This window comes from Inmirania thermothiophila, assembly GCF_003751635.1.
Classification (GTDB): Bacteria; Pseudomonadota; Gammaproteobacteria; order DSM-100275; family DSM-100275; genus Inmirania; species Inmirania thermothiophila.
Genome location: NZ_RJVI01000002.1, coordinates 244,994 through 261,963, shown reverse-complemented (window position 1 = coordinate 261,963; position 16,970 = coordinate 244,994). Strand labels below are relative to the sequence as shown.

Sequence of the window (16,970 nt, the reverse complement as noted above, 5' to 3'; positions counted from 1 at the left end):
CCCGCCCGCGCTCAGTTGTTGCCGCTGTTCTCGAACGTCGCCGCCGAGGCCGCGCGCTTCTTCCGGGGCGGCTCGAAGGCGGCCGCGAACTGAAGCGGCGCCGGCGCGCGCGTGGCCACCACCATGTCGCCCCGCTTGATGGCGGCCGAATCCCCTGCCGCCACCTCGGCGATGCTGAAGCGCTTCTTCACCTGGACGACGCGCAGCCGCCCGATCTCCTCGGTCTCGGCGCCCAGCGAGATGCCGGTCTCGGGATCGACCAGCTCCTCGCCCTTGGAGAGCACGCGGAGCTCGTCCCCGGGCCGCACCACCCCCTCGCCGAGGTTGAGGTAGACGCGGGTGCCGGCGACCTTGATCACGGAGCCCGTGGGCGGCTTGGCCCCCACCTGCTTGACCAGCTCGTAGACCCCCTTGTGGATGGCCGCGATCACCGCCTGGCCGATGGGGGTCTGGCTGTACTTGGAGAGGAAGCCGCCGAGGGCGCCGCCGCCCCCGATCCCCAGCCCGCCGAAGCTCAGGCCCGACTTCTTGACCTCCACCTCCACCTGCTTGCTGAACACCACCTCCGTGGTGGCGGCGTCGATGAGACGGAAGTTCATGCCCACGACGCCCTTGCTCGACCGGATGCTCAGCCCGCCGAGCAGCGCGCCGCCCGGGCCGCCCACGATCCCGCCGAGCCCGCCGCCCTTCTGCTCGACCCCGGACTCGTAGTTGGTGATCACGGCCTGGATCAGGTACTCCGCCCCCAGCACCTTGCCGATCTTCGCCGCCGAGGGCTTGGCCACGCGGCCCGAGGCGCCGAGGTCCTGCTCGCGCAGCGCGGCATCGAGCTGCTGGCGCTCCACGAGCCGGAAGCGGCCGGTCTTGAGGAGGGCGTCGGTGAGCATGGCCTCGATCCCCTGCACGGGGACCCCTCCGCCGCCGCGCTCGAAGGCCTCGAAGGTCACGGCCCGGCCGCCGGGCCCCTGGATCGTGATGGAGGAGGCCTTGGAGTTGTTCTCCAGCGGCAGCACCGCGACCCGCGCCTTGGGACCCTGGTACGCGCCCCATTCCAGACGAAGCAGGTACTCGACGTCGAGGTCGTCGATGGACTCCGGAAGCGGCACGCGCTGCCCGTCCGCCACCGTGTAGGCGACGTAGTCCGCGGCCGCCGTGACGGCGAGCGCGGTGAGCGCCGCCGCCATCCCCGCCCGCATGCGCCAGGATCGCATGATCGCCCCTCCCTTCGTCGTCTTCGCGTTCCCTCCCGCGCCGCCCCACCGGTGCGCGGTGCCGACCACGGTCGGTAAAGGGCCCCGCCCGGGTCAAGCCAGCGGTTCGCGAGGGGCATGCCCCATGATAGCCTAGCCTCGCCCCGCAGGCCTCCCACTGCGGCCGCGCGGGGGTCGGATGTTCGCCATAACAACAAAAAGCCCCGCCCCGGGGCACGGATGGAGGAGCCCGCCATGCGCCCGATCCGGCCTCTCGCCCTCCTGCTCGGCCTCCTCGTCGCCGTCGGCCCGGCCGGCGCCGCCGAGGTGGTGCTCAGGCTGCACCACTTCCTGCCGCCGCCCTCGACCGCGCACAGCAAGCTCCTCAAGCCCTGGGCCGAGCGGATCGAACAGGCCTCGGGGGGGCGCATCGAGGTCCAGATCTACCCCGCGATGCAGCTCGGCGGCAAGCCGCCGCAGCTCTACGACCAGGTGCGCGAGGGCGTGGTGGACGTGGTCTGGACCCTGACCGGCTACACCCCCGGTCGCTTCCCCATCAGCGAGGTCTTCGAGCTGCCCTTCATGGCGGCGAGCGCGAAGGCCACGAGCCAGGCGGCCTGGGCCTTCTACGAGCGGTACATGCGCGAGGAGTTCCGGGGCGTGCACCCGCTCCTCATCCACGTCCACGCCCCGGGGCAGTTCCACCTGCGCGACCGCCTCGTGCGCCGGCTGGAGGATCTCCAGGGCCTCAAGATCCGCACCCCCACGCGGGCGATGCGCGACGGCCTCGCCGCCCTCGGCGCCACCCCCGTGGGGATGCCGGTGCCCCAGGTGCCCCAGGCGCTCGCCCGCGGGGTCATCGACGGCGCGCTCCTGCCCTACGAGGTGACGCGCCCGCTCAAGGTCCACGAGCTCGTCTGCTGCCACACCGAGGTGGGCGGCGCCCGCGGCCTCTACACCGCGGTCTTCCTCCTCGCCATGAACCGGCAGCGCTACGAGGCCCTGCCCCCCGACCTGCGCCGGGTGATCGACGAGCACTCGGGCATGGCCCTCGCCCGCGAGGCCGGGGAGATGTGGGACCGCGCGGAGGCGCCGGGACGCGAGGCGGCGCGGATGCGCGGCAACCGCATCCACGCGCTCCCGCCCGAGGAGGTGGCGCGCTGGGAGGCGGCGACGCGGCCGGTGGTGCGGGCCTGGGTCGAGCGCATGAACGCGATGGGCCTCGACGGCGAGGCGATGCTGCGCGAGGCGCGCGCCCTCATCGAACGCTACAGCCGCTGAGGGGACGGTGGGCGGGGAGCCGGCGCCGCCTGCCGCCCGCGGACCCGGCCCCGGCGGCTGGCTCGCCGGGCTGTGCCGGGGCTTCGCCATCGCCGGCGGCGTCCTGATCCTCGCCGCCGCCGCCCTCACCGTGGTCAGCGTCGGCACCCGCTACGTCCTCGGCCGGCCGATCCCGGGGGACTTCGAGCTGGTGGAGATCGCATGCGCGGTGGCGGTCTTCGCCTTCCTGCCCTGGTGTCAGCTCCAGCGCGGCAACGTCCTCGTGGACGTCTTCACGCTGCGCGCGCCGCGGCGGCTGCGCGCCCGCCTCGATGCCCTGTGGTCGGCGCTCTACGGGGCCCTCGCCCTCCTGCTCGCCTGGCGCATGGCCCTCGGCGGCCTGGACATGCGCCGCTACGGCGAGCAGACCATGGTCCTCGGCGTGCCCCTGTGGTGGGGCTTCATCCCCATCGTCGCCAGCCTGCTGCTCCTCGCCGCGACCTGCCTCGCCACCGCCTGGCACGATCTTCGCGGAGGGTCCCGATGAGCCCGGTCGCCTTCGGGCTCGCGATGCTCGGCCTCCTCCTCGTGCTCCTCGCCGCCCGCATGCCCATCGGCGTCGCCATGATGGCCGTGGGCATGGCCGGCTACGTCGCGCTCTCGGGCTGGGGGCCCCTGCTCGCCTACCTCAAGACCGCGGCCTACTGGCGCTTCGGCACCTACGACCTCTCGGTGATCCCCCTCTTCCTGCTCATGGGCCAGTTCGCCACCCGCGCCGGCATGAGCCGGGCCCTCTTCGACGCCGCCAGCGCCTGGCTGGGACGGCGCCCCGGGGGGCTCGCCATGGCCGCCGTCGGTGCCTGCGCGGGCTTCGGCGCCATCTGCGGCTCGTCGCTGGCCACCGCCGCCACCATGGGCCAGGTGGCGCTGCCGGAGCTGCGCCGCCACCGCTACGCCCCCGCGCTGGCCACCGGTGCGCTCGCCGCCGGCGGCACCCTCGGCATCCTGATCCCGCCGTCGGTGGTGCTGGTGATCTACGCCATCCTCACCGAGGGCAACATCGTCACCATGTTCGAGGCCGCCCTGATCCCGGGGATCGTCGCCGCCCTGGGCTACATGGCCGCGGTCTCGCTCTACGTGCGCCTCCATCCCGGGGCCGGGCCGCCCGCCGACGCCGCCCTGCGCCGCCGACGCTGGCGCACCCTGGCGGAGGTGTGGCCCGTCGGCACCATCTTCCTGCTCGTGATCGGGGGCATCTACGCGGGCCTGTTCACGCCCACGGAGGGGGCCGCGGTGGGCGCCGCGGCGACGGCGCTCCTTGCGCTGGCGCGCGGGCGCCTCGACCGGCGGGGCCTTGCCGCGTGCCTGCTGGGCGCGGCCTCGGCGACGGCCATGATCTACCTCATCCTCCTCGGCGCCGAGGTCCTCAACGCCTTCCTCGCCCTCACCCGCCTGCCCGCCGAGGCGGCGCGCCTCATCGGCGGCAGCGGCCTGCCGCCCCACCTGGTGCTGGCGGCGATGCTGCTCCTCTACCTCGCCCTCGGCTGCGTCATGGACTCCCTGTCCATGATCCTGCTCACGGTGCCCATCTTCTGGCCGGTGGTGGCGGCGCTGGACTTCGGCCTGCCGGTGGAGGACCTCAAGATCTGGTTCGGCATCCTCGCCCTCGTGGTGGTGGAGGTGGGGCTCATCACGCCGCCGGTGGGCATGAACGTCTTCGTCATCCACGGCATGGCCCCCGACGTCCGCCTCGGCGAGATCTATCGCGGCGTCGTGCCCTTCCTGCTCTCCGACGCCCTGCGGGTGCTGCTGCTCGTCGCCTTCCCAGCGCTGACCCTGTGGCTGCCGCACGCCCTCGCCCGCTGAGGGGCGCGGCGCCTCAGCCGGCGATGCGGCGCAGAAGCTCGATCAGCTCTGCCGGGTCGCGCCCGCCGAGGCGGCGGGCGATGCGCGCCTCGTGCTCGCGCACCCGCGGCTTGAGCTCCGCGAGCAGCGCGCGCCCGCGGGCGGTGAGCTCCAGGGCATAGGAGCGGCGGTCCGCCGGCGAGGGCCGCCGCGCCACCAGCCCGCGCCGCTCCAGGTTGTCCATCACCGAGACCATGGTGGAGCGCTCCACCCCCACCGCCCGCGCCAGGGCGGACTGCGACAGCCCCTCGTTGGCGCCGATCAGGACCAGGATGCCGAACTGGCCGGGCGTGATCTGGAACTCCGCCATGCTGCGCATGAAGTCGTTGAACACCGCCACCTGGGCCCGGCGCAGGTGATAGCCCAGCAGCTCCGGAAGCAGATCGAAGTCCATCTCCAACGCGTGCCCTCCCCCTCGTCTCCTGACCCGGCGCTCACGCCCAGCCGCGCTCCCGCTCCATCCGCGCCGCGCGCTCGCGAAGGAGCGCCCGCCGCACCTTGCCCGTGGCCGTGCGCGGCAGCGCCTCGAGCAGCCCGATCCGGCGCGGGCACTTGAAGCGCGCAAGACGCGCCCCCATCCAGGCGACGAGCCCGGCGGCGAAGGCGGCCTCGTCGTCCACCCGGCCGGACGGCACCACGAACAGGGCGAGCCGGGTCAGACCGTCGCCGTCCTCCACCCCCACCGCGGCGGCCTCGGCCACCCCCGGCGCGGCCTGGGCCGCCGCCTCGATCTCCTCCGGGCTCACCCACTGGCCCGAGATCTTGAGCATGTCGTCGGCCCGTCCGAGGTAGCGGAAGGCCCCGTCCTCCTCGCGCACGAACATGTCCCCGGTGCAGTACCAGCCGTCGCGCAGCACCGCCGCGCCGCGCTCGGGCTCGCCGCGGTAGCCGAGGGCCACGCTGGGCATGCGCACCCAGAGCACGCCGGGTCGGCCGGCCCCGGCCGCCGCCCCGTCCTCGCCTTGCAGCATCACCTCCGTGCCCGGCGTCGGCCACCCGGTCACCCCGGGCCGCGTCCGCCCCGGCCGCTGCGCCAGGAACAGGAACAGCGTCTCCGAGGCGCCGATGCCCTCCACCGGCGCCCGCCCCGTGGCCGCCGCCCAGCCCCTGTAGACCGGCTCCGGAAGCCGCTCGCCCGCGGCCACGCAGTGGCGCACCCGACGCCAGGCCGGATCCTCCGCAAGCCCCGCGCGCAGGAGGCTGCGATAGAGCGCCGGGACGCTGAAGACCACCTCGGGGGCCGCCGCCCGCACCACCTCGGTCACCGCCTCCGGCTCGGGCCAGGCGGCCGCGAGCACCGCCGTGGCCCGCACCGCCAGGGTGGCGAAGAGGGCGTGCCCCAGGGCATAGGCGAAGAAGAGCTTCGAGGTGCAGAACACCCGCGCGCCCGCCCCCACACCGAGGATCTCGCCCATGAAGCGGCGGGCGGCGCGCACCGCGCGGTGGGCGTGCACCACGCACTTGGGCCGGCCCGTGGTGCCGGAGGTGAAGATGGCGAAGGCGGGATCGTCCTCGCCCATGTCCTCGGGCGGCCGGGGTGCGGTCGTGCGCGCGGCCTCCACCGCCGCGGGAAGCCCTCGCGCCGGGCGGTCCAGCGCCATGCACGGCAGCCCCGGGGGCAGGGCGCGCCCCGCCGCGCCCGCCAGCAGGTCGGCGTCGGCCACCAGCAGCCGTGCCCCGGACCCGGCCAGCAGCGGCGCGAGCTCCTCCTCCGTCATGCGCAGGCTCAGGGCCGCCGGGACGGCCCCGGCCAGGATCGCGCCCAGGTAGGCCTGATAGAGGGCGGGGCCGTCCCGCCCGAGGAACAGGACGAGGTCGCCGCGGCCCACCCCGTGGCGCCGCCAGAGCGCGGCGAAGCGGAGGCTGCCCTCGTGCAGCTCCGCGTAGCTCACGGTTCGGCCCTCGAACCAGATCGCCGCGCGCCCGCCCGCCCCGTCGCGCAGCGGCGGACGCAACAGCTCCTCGGCGGCGTTCACGGCCGGCGCCTCCACCCTCCGGGGGCGCTTGCGCCCTCGCGGCCGCGCCCCTTCTCGTGGTCACGGCGGGATGCCTCCCGCCCTCGACGCCAAGCTGCCAGCGCCGAGTCCGAAGGTCAACCCGCCGCGCGCCGGTTACGCCGCCCGTGCCGCGGGGGCGGGACGGTCGCCCAGGCGCGCCATGAGCGCCTCGCGGCGGCGGCGCGCCTCGGCCAGACGGGCCCGCCGCACCGCCCCGAAGCCCCGCACGTGGTCGGCATACGCGAGGAGCTCGGCCACCGTCTCGGCGTTGTCCGGCGAGAGCCGCTCCAGGGCCCAGCGCACGGTGGTCTCGTACTCGGCGGCAAGGGCCCGCGCCTCACGCGCCTCCCGGGTCCAGCGCAGCGGATCCAGCGCCCCGCCGCGCAGCCGCCGCATCGCCGCCAGAAGCCGAAGCAGCGGCCGGACCCAGGGACCCCACGCCCGCTTGCGCGGCCGCCCCGTGACCGCGTCGCGCCCGGCCAGCGGGGGCCAGGCGAAGTGGTAGCGGACCCGCGGCCGGCCCTCGAAGACCTCCGCCAGGGCGGCCTCCAGGCGCCCGTCGGTGTAGAGGCGCGCCACCTCGTAGGCGTCCTTGGGCGCGAGCACCCGGAACCAGGTCCTCGCCACCGCCCGCTCCAGCCGCGGCGCGGCCTCCGGCGCCCGCGCCCGCGCCGCCGCGCGCACCGCGCCCACCAGCGCCCGGTAGCGCCGCGCGAGGGCCTCGCCCTGGTAGCCCACCAGCGCCTCGGCGCGGGCCGCCGCCTCGGCCTCGGGGTCCGCCTCGGACCGCGGCCGCACCCCGGCCAGCCGCGCGAGACGCTCAGGGTCGTGGGCGGCGAGGCGGCCCCAGTGGAAGGCGCGCCGGTTGCGCTCGGCGGCCGGCCCGAGCGCCGCCAGCGCCCGCTCCACGGCCTCGAGGCTCAGCGGCACGAGCCCCTGCTGCCAGGCGAAGCCGAGCAGCAGCACGTTGGCCACCGCCGTCTCGCCGTCGAGGCGCCTCGCCAGCTCGGTGGCATCCACCGCCCCCCGGAGCCCAACCCCGAGCACCCCCCGCAGCCGCGCGAGGAGGGCCTCGCCGTCGAGCCGCACCGCGGGATCCACCACCGAGGCGCCGGTCTGCGCCTCGTGCAGGTTCAGCACCGCGCGCGTGCTGTCGCCGCGCACGGTGCGCACCGCCTCGGGCGAGGCCGCCACCACCAGGTCGCAGCCGATGAGGAGGTCGGCCCGCGCCGCGCCGATGCGCGGCGTGGGCGGCGTGCGCCCCGCCGGGGCGAGGGTGACGTGGCTCAGCACCGCCCCGCCCTTCTGCGCCATGCCGGTGTAGTCGAGGGTGGTGGCGACGAGGCCGTCGTGGGCCGCGGCCTCGGCGAGGATGGAGGCCGCCGTCACGACCCCGGTGCCGCCGACCCCGGCGAGCAGGATGCGCACCGGCTCAGACACCGGCGCCCGCACCGGGGCCGGCAGCAGCTCCTTCGCCGGGTCGTGGTCGCGGCCGGCGACCCGCGGGCGCACCCCCTCCACCGTCACGAGGCTGGGGCAGAGGCCCTCGAGGCAGGTGTAGTCCCGGTTGCAGGCCGACTGGTCGATGGCGCGGTGGCGGCGGCCGTGAGGGCCGCGCACCGGCACCACCGCGATGCAGTTGCTCTGGACCACGCAGTCGCCGCAGTCCTCGCACACGTCGGGGTGGATGAAGACCCGCCGCGGGAAAGTCTCGAGCCGGCCGCGGCGGCGACGACGGCGCTTCTCGGCGGCGCAGGTCTGGACGTAGACCAGGACCGTGACGCCCTCCACCGCGCGCAGCCGCGCCTGCTCGGCGGCGAGCCGCCCGCGCGCCAGGACGCGAGCGCGCAGACCCGGCTCGGCCCGGCGCAGGGCCGCGGGGTCCTCCGCCACCACCGACACCGCCGCCACCCCCTCGGCCTCGAGCTGGGCGACGAGGGCGGTCACGCTCAGGGGGCCGTCCACCGGCTGGCCCCCGGTCATGGCCACGGCGTCGTTGTAGAGCAGCTTGAAGGTCATGGTCACCCCGGCCGCCACTGCCTGCCGGATCGCGAGCAGCCCCGAGTGGTAGTAGGTCCCCTCGCCCATGTTCTGGAAGGCGTGGGGCAGCCCGCTGAAGGGGGCGGCGCCGACCCAGTTGGCGCCCTCGCAGCCCATGGCGGTGAGCCCCACGGTGCGCCTCTGCATGCGGGCGGCGAGGTAGTGGCAGCCGACCCCGGCGAGGCCGATGCCGTCCTCGGGCACGCAGGTGGAGCGGTTGTGCGGGCAGCCCGGGCAGAAGAAGGGGGTGCGGCGCGGACCGTCGACGCGCGCCGCTGCCTCGGCGGCCTGGCGCAGGGCCTGCAGCCGGGCCCTCGCCATCGGCTCCCCCGCGATCCCCAGCCAGTCCGCGAGCACGGGCGCGAGCAGCTCCTCGGGCAGCTCCCCGTGGCGGGGCAGGAGCGGGCGGCCGGCGGCGTCGCGCTTGCCGAGGATGCGCGGGCGCCGCGCCGCCGGCAGGTCGTAGAGGAGGTCGCGCAGCTGCCCCTCCACCAGGGGCTGCTTCTCCTCCACCACCAGGATCTCCTCCAGGCCCTCGGCGAAGCGCCGCGCGGCGGCGCCGTCCAGCGGCCACGGCATCGCCACCTTGAGGATGCGCAGACCCAGCGCCCGCGCCCGCTCCGGATCGACCCCGAGCCCCTCGAGCGCCGCGCGCAGCGCGCCGTAGGCCTTGCCCACGACGACGATGCCCCGTCGCGCCGCCGGCGCATCCACCACCACCCGGTCGATGGGATTGGCGGCGACGAAGGCGGCCACCGCCTGCAGCCGCGCCATCATCCGCGCCTCCACCGGCGGGCCGAAGTCCTGCGCCCCGATGTGCAGCCCGCCCGGCGGCGGCTCGAAGCCCTCCGGGCGGCGGAACGCCCGCGGCAGCGCCCCCACGTCCACCGGCGCCGCGCTCTCCACCACCTCCGAGACCGCCTTCATGCCGACCCAGCAGCCGGCGAAGCGCGACAGCGCCCAGCCCCACAGCCCGCAGGCGATGAGCTCGCCGACGTCCGCCGGATGGAGCACCGGCATCAGGAACGACTGGAAGGCGAGGTCGCTCTGGTGCGGGTAGGAGGAGGAGACCCCGCCGTGGTCGTCGCCCACCACCACCAGCACCCCGCCGCGGGGCGAGGCGCCCAGGTGGTTGCCGTGCTTGATGGCGTCGCCTGCGCGGTCGAGGCCGGGGCCCTTGCCGTACCACATGCCGAAGACGCCCCGGTGGCGCGGGCGCGGCAGCACGGCGGCCTGCTGCGTGCCGGTCACGGCGGTGGCCGCGAGCTCCTCGTTGACCGCGGCGAGATGACGGATGCGCCGGCGCGCGAGTAGCGGTGCCGCCGCCCACAGCGCCTGGTCGAACCCGCCCAGGGGCGAGCCGCGGTAGCCGGCGACGAAGCCCGCCGTATCCAGCCCGGCCGCCTCGTCCAGCCGCCGCTGGGTCAGCAGCAGCCGCACCAGGGCCTGGGTGCCGGTGAGGTGGACGGTGCCGGAATCGGCGAGATACAGGGCCTCGAGACGGGCCGCGCGGGGGTCTGCGGACGCCATGATCGCCTCCTCCCTCCTCCGGGCCCGGCCCCGCGGTCCGGCCTGCGGCTCTTCTCCCGCGCGGGGCCGGGATCCTGAGATGCTATCCGCGTCCCCACAAAATGTGCTTTCCTTTTCCTGCCACAGGGCGGTATCTCAGAAATCCGTTTTCATTCCTCCCCGTGCAGAGAAAGGATCTTCCCCATGACCCCCATCGACGAGACCGACCGCCGCATCCTCCGCCTCCTCCAGGCCAACGCCCGCATCACCAACGCCGAGCTGGCCGAGCGCGTCGCCCTCTCGCCCTCGCCCTGCTGGCGGCGCGTGCGGCGGCTGGAGGCGAGCGGACTGATCCGCGCCTACGTCACCCTCCTCGACCCCCACGCCCTGGGGCTCGACGTCAGCGTCTTCGTGCGGGTGCGCATCGAGAGCCACCGCGAGGAGGTGGTCCAGGCCTTCGAGGCCGCGGTGCAGGCGCGGCCGGAGATCGTGGAGTGCTACCGCATGACCGGCGGCACCGACTACCTGCTGCGGGTGGTGACCTCCGACATCGCCGCCTACGACCGCTTCCTCGGCGAGGTGCTGATGCACCTGCCCGGGGTCGCGAGCATGGACTCGGGCTTCGCCCTGCGGCAGGTCAAGTACACCACCGCCATGCCCCTGTGAGGACGGCGTCAGCTCACGATGTAGGTGCCGGTGCCCACGGCGATGAGGGTGCCGGCCTCGTTGCCGAGCTCCATGCGGGTGACGGCGACGCGGCGCCCGGCGCGCAGGATGTGGCCGCGCACGCTGAACACCTCCCCGAGCCCCGGCCGGAGGTAGTCCACCCGCAGGTCGATGGTGCCGAGCCGCGCGAAGCGCGCCAGGCGCTCCTCGTCGGACAGCCCCTCCATGTGACGCAGCGCGCCGAGGAAGGCCACGAGCCCGCCCGCCACGTCCAGGGTCGCCGAGATCACCCCGCCGTGCAGGGTCCCGCGGAGGATGTTGCCCACCAGCTCCTCGCGCATACGGAAGCGCAGCTCCGCCGCCTCCTCGCCCACCGCGACCACGTGCAGGCCGAGCAGACGGTTGAAGGGGATACGCTCGGCGAAGACCTCCTCGGCCAGGCGCACGAAGTCCGCCGCCGGGCCCGCCACCTCAGCGGCCCTCCAGCAATTCGATGGCGTAGCCGTCCGGATCCTTGACGAAGGCCATGGCGGTGCGCCCGTCCGGCGTCCGCCCAGGTCCCCAGCTGAAGTCCAGGCCCCGCGCGCGCAGCCGCTCCCCGATGGCGTCGATGGAGTCCACCGCGAAGGCCATGTGGCCGTAGCCGTTGCCGAGCTCGTAGCGCTCCACGCCCCAGTTGTAGGTGAGCTCGAGTTCGGGCCCGCCCTCGGCCTCGCCGGGCGCGCGCAGGAACACCAGGGTGAACTTCCCCTCCGGATAGTCCCGCCGCCGCACCTCTTTGAAACCAAGCACTTCCGTGTAGAACTTCACGGAACGCTCCAGATCACCGACCCGGATCATGGTGTGCAGGTAGCGCATCGTCCGCCCTCCTCTCGTTTTCGGTGACCGACGCCGGCGTTGCGCGCCTCCCCCCGCGGCCGCTATGTTCGCACCCCCGACAAAGCGGGAGGAAGGGCCCCATGCGCGACGGCGGAACCCTGGTGGCGGAGCAGCTTGCGGCCTTCGGCTGCCGCGCCGTCTTCTGCGTCCCCGGAGAGTCCTTCCTCCCGGTGCTGGAGGGCCTGCGCCGCCAGGACGGCATCGAGACCGTGGTCTGCCGCCAGGAGGGCGGCGCGGCGATGATGGCCGAGGCCTGGGGGCGGCTCACCGGCGAGCCCGGCGTGTGCATCGTCACCCGCGCCCCGGGCGCCACCAACGCCGCCTCCGGGGTCTACGTCGCGACCCACGACGGCACCCCCATGCTCCTGCTGGTGGGACAGGTGCCCCGCCGCCACCGCGGCCGGGGGGTGTTCCAGGAGCTCGACTATACGGCCTTCTTCGGCGGCATCGCCAAGTGGGTCGCGGAGGCCGACGACCCCGAGCGGCTGCCGGAGCTGCTCGCCCGCGCCTGGGCCGTGGCCCGCAACGGCCGTCCCGGGCCGGTGGTGCTGGCGCTCCCGGAAGACGTACTGGAGGCGCCAGCGCGCGCCGCGGTGGTGCCCGCGCCGGCCCCCGCGCCGGCGCGGCCGGATGAGGCCGCCCTGGGGCGGGTGCTCGACGCGCTCGCCCGCGCCCGCCGGCCGCTGCTGCTGGCGGGCGGCCAGGCCTGGTCGGCGCGGGCCTCGGAACGCCTGGCCGAGGTCGCCGGGCGGCTCGACCTCCCGGTGGTGGTGGAGTTCCGCTGCCAGCATCACCTGGACAACGACCACCCCTGCTACGCCGGGGTCGCAGGCCTCGGAATGGATCCGGCGCTCGCCCGGCGCATCGCCGAGTCCGACCTCGTCCTCGCCGTCGGCGCCCGCCTCGACGACATCACCACCGCCGGCTTCCGCCTCCTGGAGCCGCCGCGGCCGCGCCCGCGCCTCATCCACGTGCTCCCGGAGCCCGCCGCCCTCAACCGCGTCTTCCACGCCGACCCCGCGCTCTGCGCCCACCCGGAGCCCTTCCTCGAGGCCCTCGCCCGCGCGCCGCTGCGCCCCGGCCCCTGGGCCGCCTGGCGCGAAGCCGCCCGCGCCGATGCCCTCGCCTGGCGCGCCGTGCCGGCCGCGGGCGAGGCGGGCAGCACCCTCGCCGCCATGATGGCCTCCCTGCGCGCGTGCCTGCCCGCGGATGCCATCGTCACCAACGGCGCCGGCAACTACGCCATCTGGCTGCACCGCCACCACCGCTACGGGCCCTTCCCGTCGCAGCTCGCCCCCGCCAGCGGCTCCATGGGCTACGGACTGCCCGCCGCCATCGCCGCGCGCCTCGCCCACCCCGAGCGGGCGGTGCTCTGCCTCGCCGGCGACGGCTGCCTGCTCATGACCGGCCAGGAGCTCGCCACCGCGGTGCGCCATCGCCTCGCCCTCGTCGTCGTGGTGGTGGACAACGGCCGCTACGGCACCATCCGCATGCACCAGATGCGCCGCTACGGCGGCGCCCCCTTCGCCACCACGCTGGCCAACCCCGACTTCGTGGCCTGGGCCCGGGCCTTCGGCGCCCGCGCCGAGCGCGCCACCGACGCCGAGACCTTCCGCGCCGCCCTGGGCCGCGCCCTCGCCCATCCGGGCCCCAGCCTCATCCACGTCCCCGTGCCCCCCGAGGTGCTCGCCCCCGGGCTCGAGGACCCGGCGCCGCAACCTCACCCGGAGGATGCACTTCCCAATGCAACACCTTGAGCCGACGGGGTTCGTGACATGCCGTCCATGACCGGCGGGCAGTGGGGCCTGCTGCTGCTCCTCTCCGTGCTCTGGGGCGGCTCCTTCTTCTTCGTGGAGGTGGGGCTCGCCGCCTTCCCGCTGCTGACGCTGGTGGTGCTGCGGGTGGGTCTCGCCGCCCTCGCCCTCCACCTGGTGCTGCGCCTGCAGGGCCGGCCGCCGCCCGCCCACCGGCGCGCCCTCGCCGCCTACCTCGGCATGGGTCTGCTCAACAACGCCCTGCCCTTCAGCCTCATCGTCTGGGGGCAGACGCAGATCACCGGCGGCCTCGCCTCCATCCTCAACGCGACCACCCCCCTCTTCGGGGTGCTGGTGGCACATCGGCTCACCCGCGACGAGCGGCTGCGCCCGCACCGCCTCGCCGGCGTGGCGGCGGGCTTCCTCGGGGTGGTGCTGGTGGTGGGCCCGGAGGCCCTGGGCGGCCTCGACGCCCATCTCCTGGGGGAGCTTGCGGTCCTCGCCGCCTCCCTCTGCTACGCCTTCGCGAGCCTCTTCGGGCGGCGCTTCCACCGCCTCGGCATCGCCCCCGCGGCGGCCGCAGCGGGTCAGGTGAGCGCCTCGGCGCTGCTCCTCGCCCCCCTCGCCCTCGTCCTCGAGCGGCCCTGGACCCTCCCCGCGCCGCCCGCGACCGCCTGGGCCGCGGTAGCGGGGCTCGCGCTGCTCTCCACCGCCCTCGCCTTCATCCTCTACTTCCGCATCCTGGCGAGCGCCGGGGCGACCAACATCCTGCTCGTCACCTTCCTCATCCCGGTGACCGCGATCCTGCTGGGGGCCGCCTTCCTCGGCGAGGCCCTGGCGCCGCACCAGCTCGCCGGCATGGCGGTGATCGCCGCCGGGCTCGCGGTCATGGACGGGCGGCTGCTCGCCCGCCTGCGCGCGGCCGCCGCCGGCGGCGCCTGAGGGCCGCCGCGGCGCAGGGAGTGCCCGGGGCCGGACTCGAACCGGCACGGCCGTGGCCGGGGGATTTTAAGTCCCCTGCGTCTACCTGTTTCGCCACCCGGGCGCAGAGCGGCGCGCCACCGGCAGGGGACCGCCGGCGCGGTGCGGGGAGGGGGTTGGAGGCTGGGCCCGGAATCGAACCGAGGTACACGGCTTTGCAGGCCGCTGCATAACCACTCTGCCACCCAGCCCGGGGGAACTTGAAAGGCACCGCCGCGGCCGCGGACGGTGCCTGCAGGTCCGTGGTGCAGATCTGGAGCGGGAAACGAGACTCGAACTCGCGACCCCGACCTTGGCAAGGTCGTGCTCTACCAACTGAGCTATTCCCGCTTGGACGGCGCCTATTCTATGCGCGCGCCCAAGCCTGTCAAGGACTCCCCGCGCCCCGACCGGCCCCGGGCGCGGACAGCGCAGGCCACGCCGCGCGCAGGTACACGGCCATGGACCAGAGGGTCAGGGCGGCGGCGAGGTAGAGGAAGATCACGCCGACGATCCAGGTCGGGAACTGCCCCACCGGCTCGCCGTAGAGCAGCAGCACCAGGGCCACCATCTGGGCGATGGTCTTGAGCTTGCCGATGATGGAGACCGCCACCCGCGCCCGCTCGCCCACCTCCGCCATCCACTCGCGCAGGGCCGAGACCGCGATCTCGCGCCCGATGATGATGGCCGCCGGCGCCGCCAGCCAACCGCCGGGGTCGCGCGCCACCAGCGCCACCAGCGCCACCGCCACCATCAGCTTGTCCGCCACGGGATCGAGGAAGGCGCCGAAGCGCGAACTCTGCCCCAGCCGGCGGGCGAGCCACCCGTCGAGGCCGTCGGTCACCGCGGCGAGCCCGAACAGCGCTGTGCACACCTCGTTGGCCCAGGCCACGGGCAGGAAGAAGACGACGAAGAACACGGGCACCAGCCCGATGCGCACCAGGGTCAGCACGTTGGGCACGTTCATCGCGGCGCGCACGGCTCCTCGTCCCCATGCAGGGCCTCGTAGATGCGGCGGGCGAGCACGCGGTCGATCCCGGGAACCCGCGCCAGCTCCTCCACCCCCGCCCGCGCCACCTCGCGCAGGCCGCCGAAGGTGCGCAGCAGGCGCCGGCGCCGCTCCGGCCCGACCCCGGGGATCGCCTCCAGCACCGAGACTTGGCGGCTGCGGGCCCGGCGCCGGCGGTGGCCCGTGACCGCGAAGCGGTGGGCCTCGTCGCGCACGCTCTGCACCAGGTGCAGCGCGGGCGAGGTGGCGGGCAGTATAAGAGGCGCCTCCCGCCCCACCAAGAAGAGCCGCTCCTCCCCCGGCCGCCGCTCCGGGCCCTTGGCCACGCCCACCAGCACCGGCCCCTCCACCTGCAGCTCGCGCAGGGCCTCGACGGCGGCGGCGAGCTGGCCGCGGCCGCCGTCGATGAGGACGAGGTCGGGCAGCGGCGCCCCCTCCTCGCTCAGCCGGCGGTAGCGGCGCGCCACCGCCTGCCGGATGGCGGCGTAGTCGTCGCCGGGGGCGATGCCGCGGAGGTTGTAGCGGCGGTAGTCGGCGCTTCGCGCTCCCTCGCGGTCGAAGACCACGCAGGCCGCCACCGCCGCCTCCCCCGCCGTGTGGCTGATGTCGAAGCACTCGATGCGCTGCAGGGGACCCTCCAGCTCCAGCGCCTCCTCCAGCGCGGCGAGCCGCGCCGCCAGCCCGGCGCGGCTCGAGACGCGGGCCCGCAGGGCCTCGCGGGCGTTGGCCTCGGCCATCTCGAGCCAGCGCCGGCGCACCCCGCGCACGCCGCTGCGGATACGCACGGCGCCGCCGAGGGCCTCCTCCAGGGCCTCGCACCCGGGCGGGCGGCGCGCCACGACGATCTCCGGCGGCGCCGGCCGGCCGAGGTAGTGCTGGGCGAGGAAGGCGGCGAGGACCTCCTCGCCAGCGCCGCCCTCGGGCAGCCGCGGGAAGTGGCTGCGGCTGCCCAGGACGCGGCCGCCACGCACGGCCAGCAGCTCCACGCAGGCGGCGCCACCCTCCACGTGGCAGGCCACCACGTCCAGGTCGCCGCCGCCGGTGGCGACGTACTGCCGCCCGCGCACCTGCTGCAGGGCGCGGATGAGGTCGCGCAGCCGCGCCGCCTCCTCGAAGTCGAGCCGCTCGGCCGCCGCCTCCATCCGCCGCCCCAGCGCCTCCACCACCTCGGCGTCGCGCCCCTCAAGCACCATCACCGTGTGGGCCACGTCGCGGGCGTAGTCCTCGGGGCTGATCAGGCCCACGCACGGGGCCGAGCAGCGCCCGATCTGGTGCTGCAGACAGGGCCGCGTGCGGTTGCGGAAGAAGCCGTCCTCGCACTGGCGCACCCGGAACAGGCGCTGCAGCAGCTGCAGGCTCTCGCGCACCGCGGCGGCGCTGGGGTAGGGGCCGAAGTAGCGCCCGTCGCGGCGGCGCGGGCCGCGGTAGAAGGACAGGCGCGGGTAGCGGGGGTGGTCCGAGAGGTGGATGTAGGGATAGCTCTTGTCGTCGCGCAGGAGGACGTTGAAGCGGGGGCGGTGGTGCTTGATGAGCTCGTTCTCGAGGATCAGCGCCTCGGCCTCGGTGCGGGTCACCGTCACCTCGATGCGCCGCATCCGCGCCAGCAGGAGCTGGCGCCGCCGGTCGTGGACCCCCCCGCGGAAGTAGCTGGTGACGCGGTTGCGGAGGCTGCGCGCCTTGCCCACGTAGAGCACCCGCCCCTCGGCGTCGAGGAAGCGGTAGACGCCGGGGCGGCGCGTCAGGCCCCGGAGGAAGGCCTCGAGATCGAAGGGTTCCTGCTCGCCCATGGGCCCCTGCGCCG

Annotated in this window: 14 protein-coding genes and 3 tRNA genes; 6 read left to right on the top strand and 11 right to left on the bottom strand. The window is 75.2% G+C overall.

Annotation, left to right across the window (positions count from 1 at the left end):
* Positions 1-11: 11 nt before the first annotated feature.
* The gene (locus EDC57_RS06935; protein WP_123401165.1) at positions 12-1,211 is read right to left on the bottom strand and encodes a CsgG/HfaB family protein; all 1,200 of its coding nucleotides are present in this window, start codon (positions 1,209-1,211) and stop codon (positions 12-14) included.
* Between the two features lie 234 nt (positions 1,212-1,445).
* On the opposite strand from EDC57_RS06935, the gene EDC57_RS06930 reads away from it, so the two are divergent.
* Genes EDC57_RS06930 through EDC57_RS06920 form a run of 3 tightly spaced genes read left to right on the top strand, consistent with a single transcriptional unit; the run spans position 1,446 to position 4,316 of the window.
* Positions 1,446-2,471: a TRAP transporter substrate-binding protein gene (locus EDC57_RS06930; protein WP_123401164.1), complete on the top strand. Its 1,026-nt coding sequence runs from the start codon at positions 1,446-1,448 to the stop codon at positions 2,469-2,471.
* A 7-nt stretch (positions 2,472-2,478) separates the two neighbouring features.
* Positions 2,479-2,997, top strand: coding sequence for a TRAP transporter small permease (locus EDC57_RS06925; protein ID WP_123401163.1), 519 nt, complete (start codon positions 2,479-2,481; stop codon positions 2,995-2,997).
* Complete coding sequence (locus EDC57_RS06920) at positions 2,994-4,316, top strand: TRAP transporter large permease (protein ID WP_123401162.1); 1,323 nt, start codon at positions 2,994-2,996, stop codon at positions 4,314-4,316. Before EDC57_RS06925 ends, EDC57_RS06920 begins: the two co-directional genes overlap by 4 nt.
* 13 nt (positions 4,317-4,329) lie before the next feature.
* On the opposite strand, the gene EDC57_RS06915 is transcribed toward EDC57_RS06920, so the two are convergent.
* The 3 genes from EDC57_RS06915 to EDC57_RS06905 all read right to left on the bottom strand — a co-directional run bounded on the left by EDC57_RS06915 (position 4,330) and on the right by EDC57_RS06905 (position 9,922).
* A complete protein-coding gene (locus tag EDC57_RS06915) occupies positions 4,330-4,749 on the bottom strand; it encodes a MarR family winged helix-turn-helix transcriptional regulator (RefSeq protein ID WP_123401832.1) in 420 nt (139 codons plus the stop codon).
* Positions 4,750-4,789: 40 nt separating this feature from the next.
* On the bottom strand, positions 4,790-6,331 hold the full coding sequence (locus EDC57_RS06910; RefSeq protein WP_170165065.1) for an AMP-binding protein: 1,542 nt from the start codon (positions 6,329-6,331) through the stop codon (positions 4,790-4,792).
* A 135-nt stretch (positions 6,332-6,466) separates the two neighbouring features.
* Positions 6,467-9,922, bottom strand: a complete 3,456-nt coding sequence (locus EDC57_RS06905) for an indolepyruvate ferredoxin oxidoreductase family protein (protein WP_123401160.1) — start codon at positions 9,920-9,922, stop codon at positions 6,467-6,469.
* Between the two features lie 183 nt (positions 9,923-10,105).
* Here EDC57_RS06905 and EDC57_RS06900 point away from each other — a divergent pair, with 183 nt between their 5' ends.
* Positions 10,106-10,567 carry an Lrp/AsnC family transcriptional regulator gene (locus EDC57_RS06900; protein WP_123401159.1) on the top strand — a complete coding sequence of 154 codons (462 nt, stop codon included), beginning with the start codon at positions 10,106-10,108 and terminating at the stop codon, positions 10,565-10,567.
* An 8-nt stretch (positions 10,568-10,575) separates the two neighbouring features.
* Here EDC57_RS06900 and EDC57_RS06895 read toward each other — a convergent pair whose 3' ends face one another.
* Positions 10,576-11,037: a thioesterase family protein gene (locus EDC57_RS06895; protein WP_123401158.1), complete on the bottom strand. Its 462-nt coding sequence runs from the start codon at positions 11,035-11,037 to the stop codon at positions 10,576-10,578.
* Between the two features lies 1 nt (position 11,038).
* Entirely contained in the window at positions 11,039-11,425 is a 387-nt protein-coding gene (gloA, locus tag EDC57_RS06890) for a lactoylglutathione lyase (protein ID WP_123401157.1), read from the bottom strand.
* Between the two features lie 101 nt (positions 11,426-11,526).
* Here gloA and EDC57_RS06885 point away from each other — a divergent pair, with 101 nt between their 5' ends.
* Positions 11,527-13,203 carry a thiamine pyrophosphate-dependent enzyme gene (locus EDC57_RS06885; RefSeq protein WP_123401156.1) on the top strand — a complete coding sequence of 559 codons (1,677 nt, stop codon included), beginning with the start codon at positions 11,527-11,529 and terminating at the stop codon, positions 13,201-13,203.
* Between the two features lie 18 nt (positions 13,204-13,221).
* The gene (locus EDC57_RS06880; protein WP_123401155.1) at positions 13,222-14,142 is read left to right on the top strand and encodes a DMT family transporter; all 921 of its coding nucleotides are present in this window, start codon (positions 13,222-13,224) and stop codon (positions 14,140-14,142) included.
* A 21-nt stretch (positions 14,143-14,163) separates the two neighbouring features.
* Here EDC57_RS06880 and EDC57_RS06875 read toward each other — a convergent pair.
* The 5 genes from EDC57_RS06875 to uvrC all read right to left on the bottom strand — a co-directional run bounded on the left by EDC57_RS06875 (position 14,164) and on the right by uvrC (position 16,956).
* A tRNA-Leu gene (locus EDC57_RS06875) sits at positions 14,164-14,245 on the bottom strand.
* A 53-nt stretch (positions 14,246-14,298) separates the two neighbouring features.
* Positions 14,299-14,372, bottom strand: a tRNA-Cys gene (locus EDC57_RS06870).
* 63 nt (positions 14,373-14,435) lie between these two features.
* A tRNA-Gly gene (locus EDC57_RS06865) sits at positions 14,436-14,511 on the bottom strand.
* A gap of 37 nt (positions 14,512-14,548) precedes the next feature.
* Positions 14,549-15,127: a CDP-diacylglycerol--glycerol-3-phosphate 3-phosphatidyltransferase gene (gene pgsA / locus EDC57_RS06860; RefSeq protein ID WP_123401831.1), complete on the bottom strand. Its 579-nt coding sequence runs from the start codon at positions 15,125-15,127 to the stop codon at positions 14,549-14,551.
* A complete protein-coding gene (uvrC, locus tag EDC57_RS06855) occupies positions 15,124-16,956 on the bottom strand; it encodes an excinuclease ABC subunit UvrC (RefSeq protein ID WP_123401154.1) in 1,833 nt (610 codons plus the stop codon). Before uvrC ends, pgsA begins: the two co-directional genes overlap by 4 nt.
* Between the last annotated feature and the right edge of the window lie 14 nt (positions 16,957-16,970).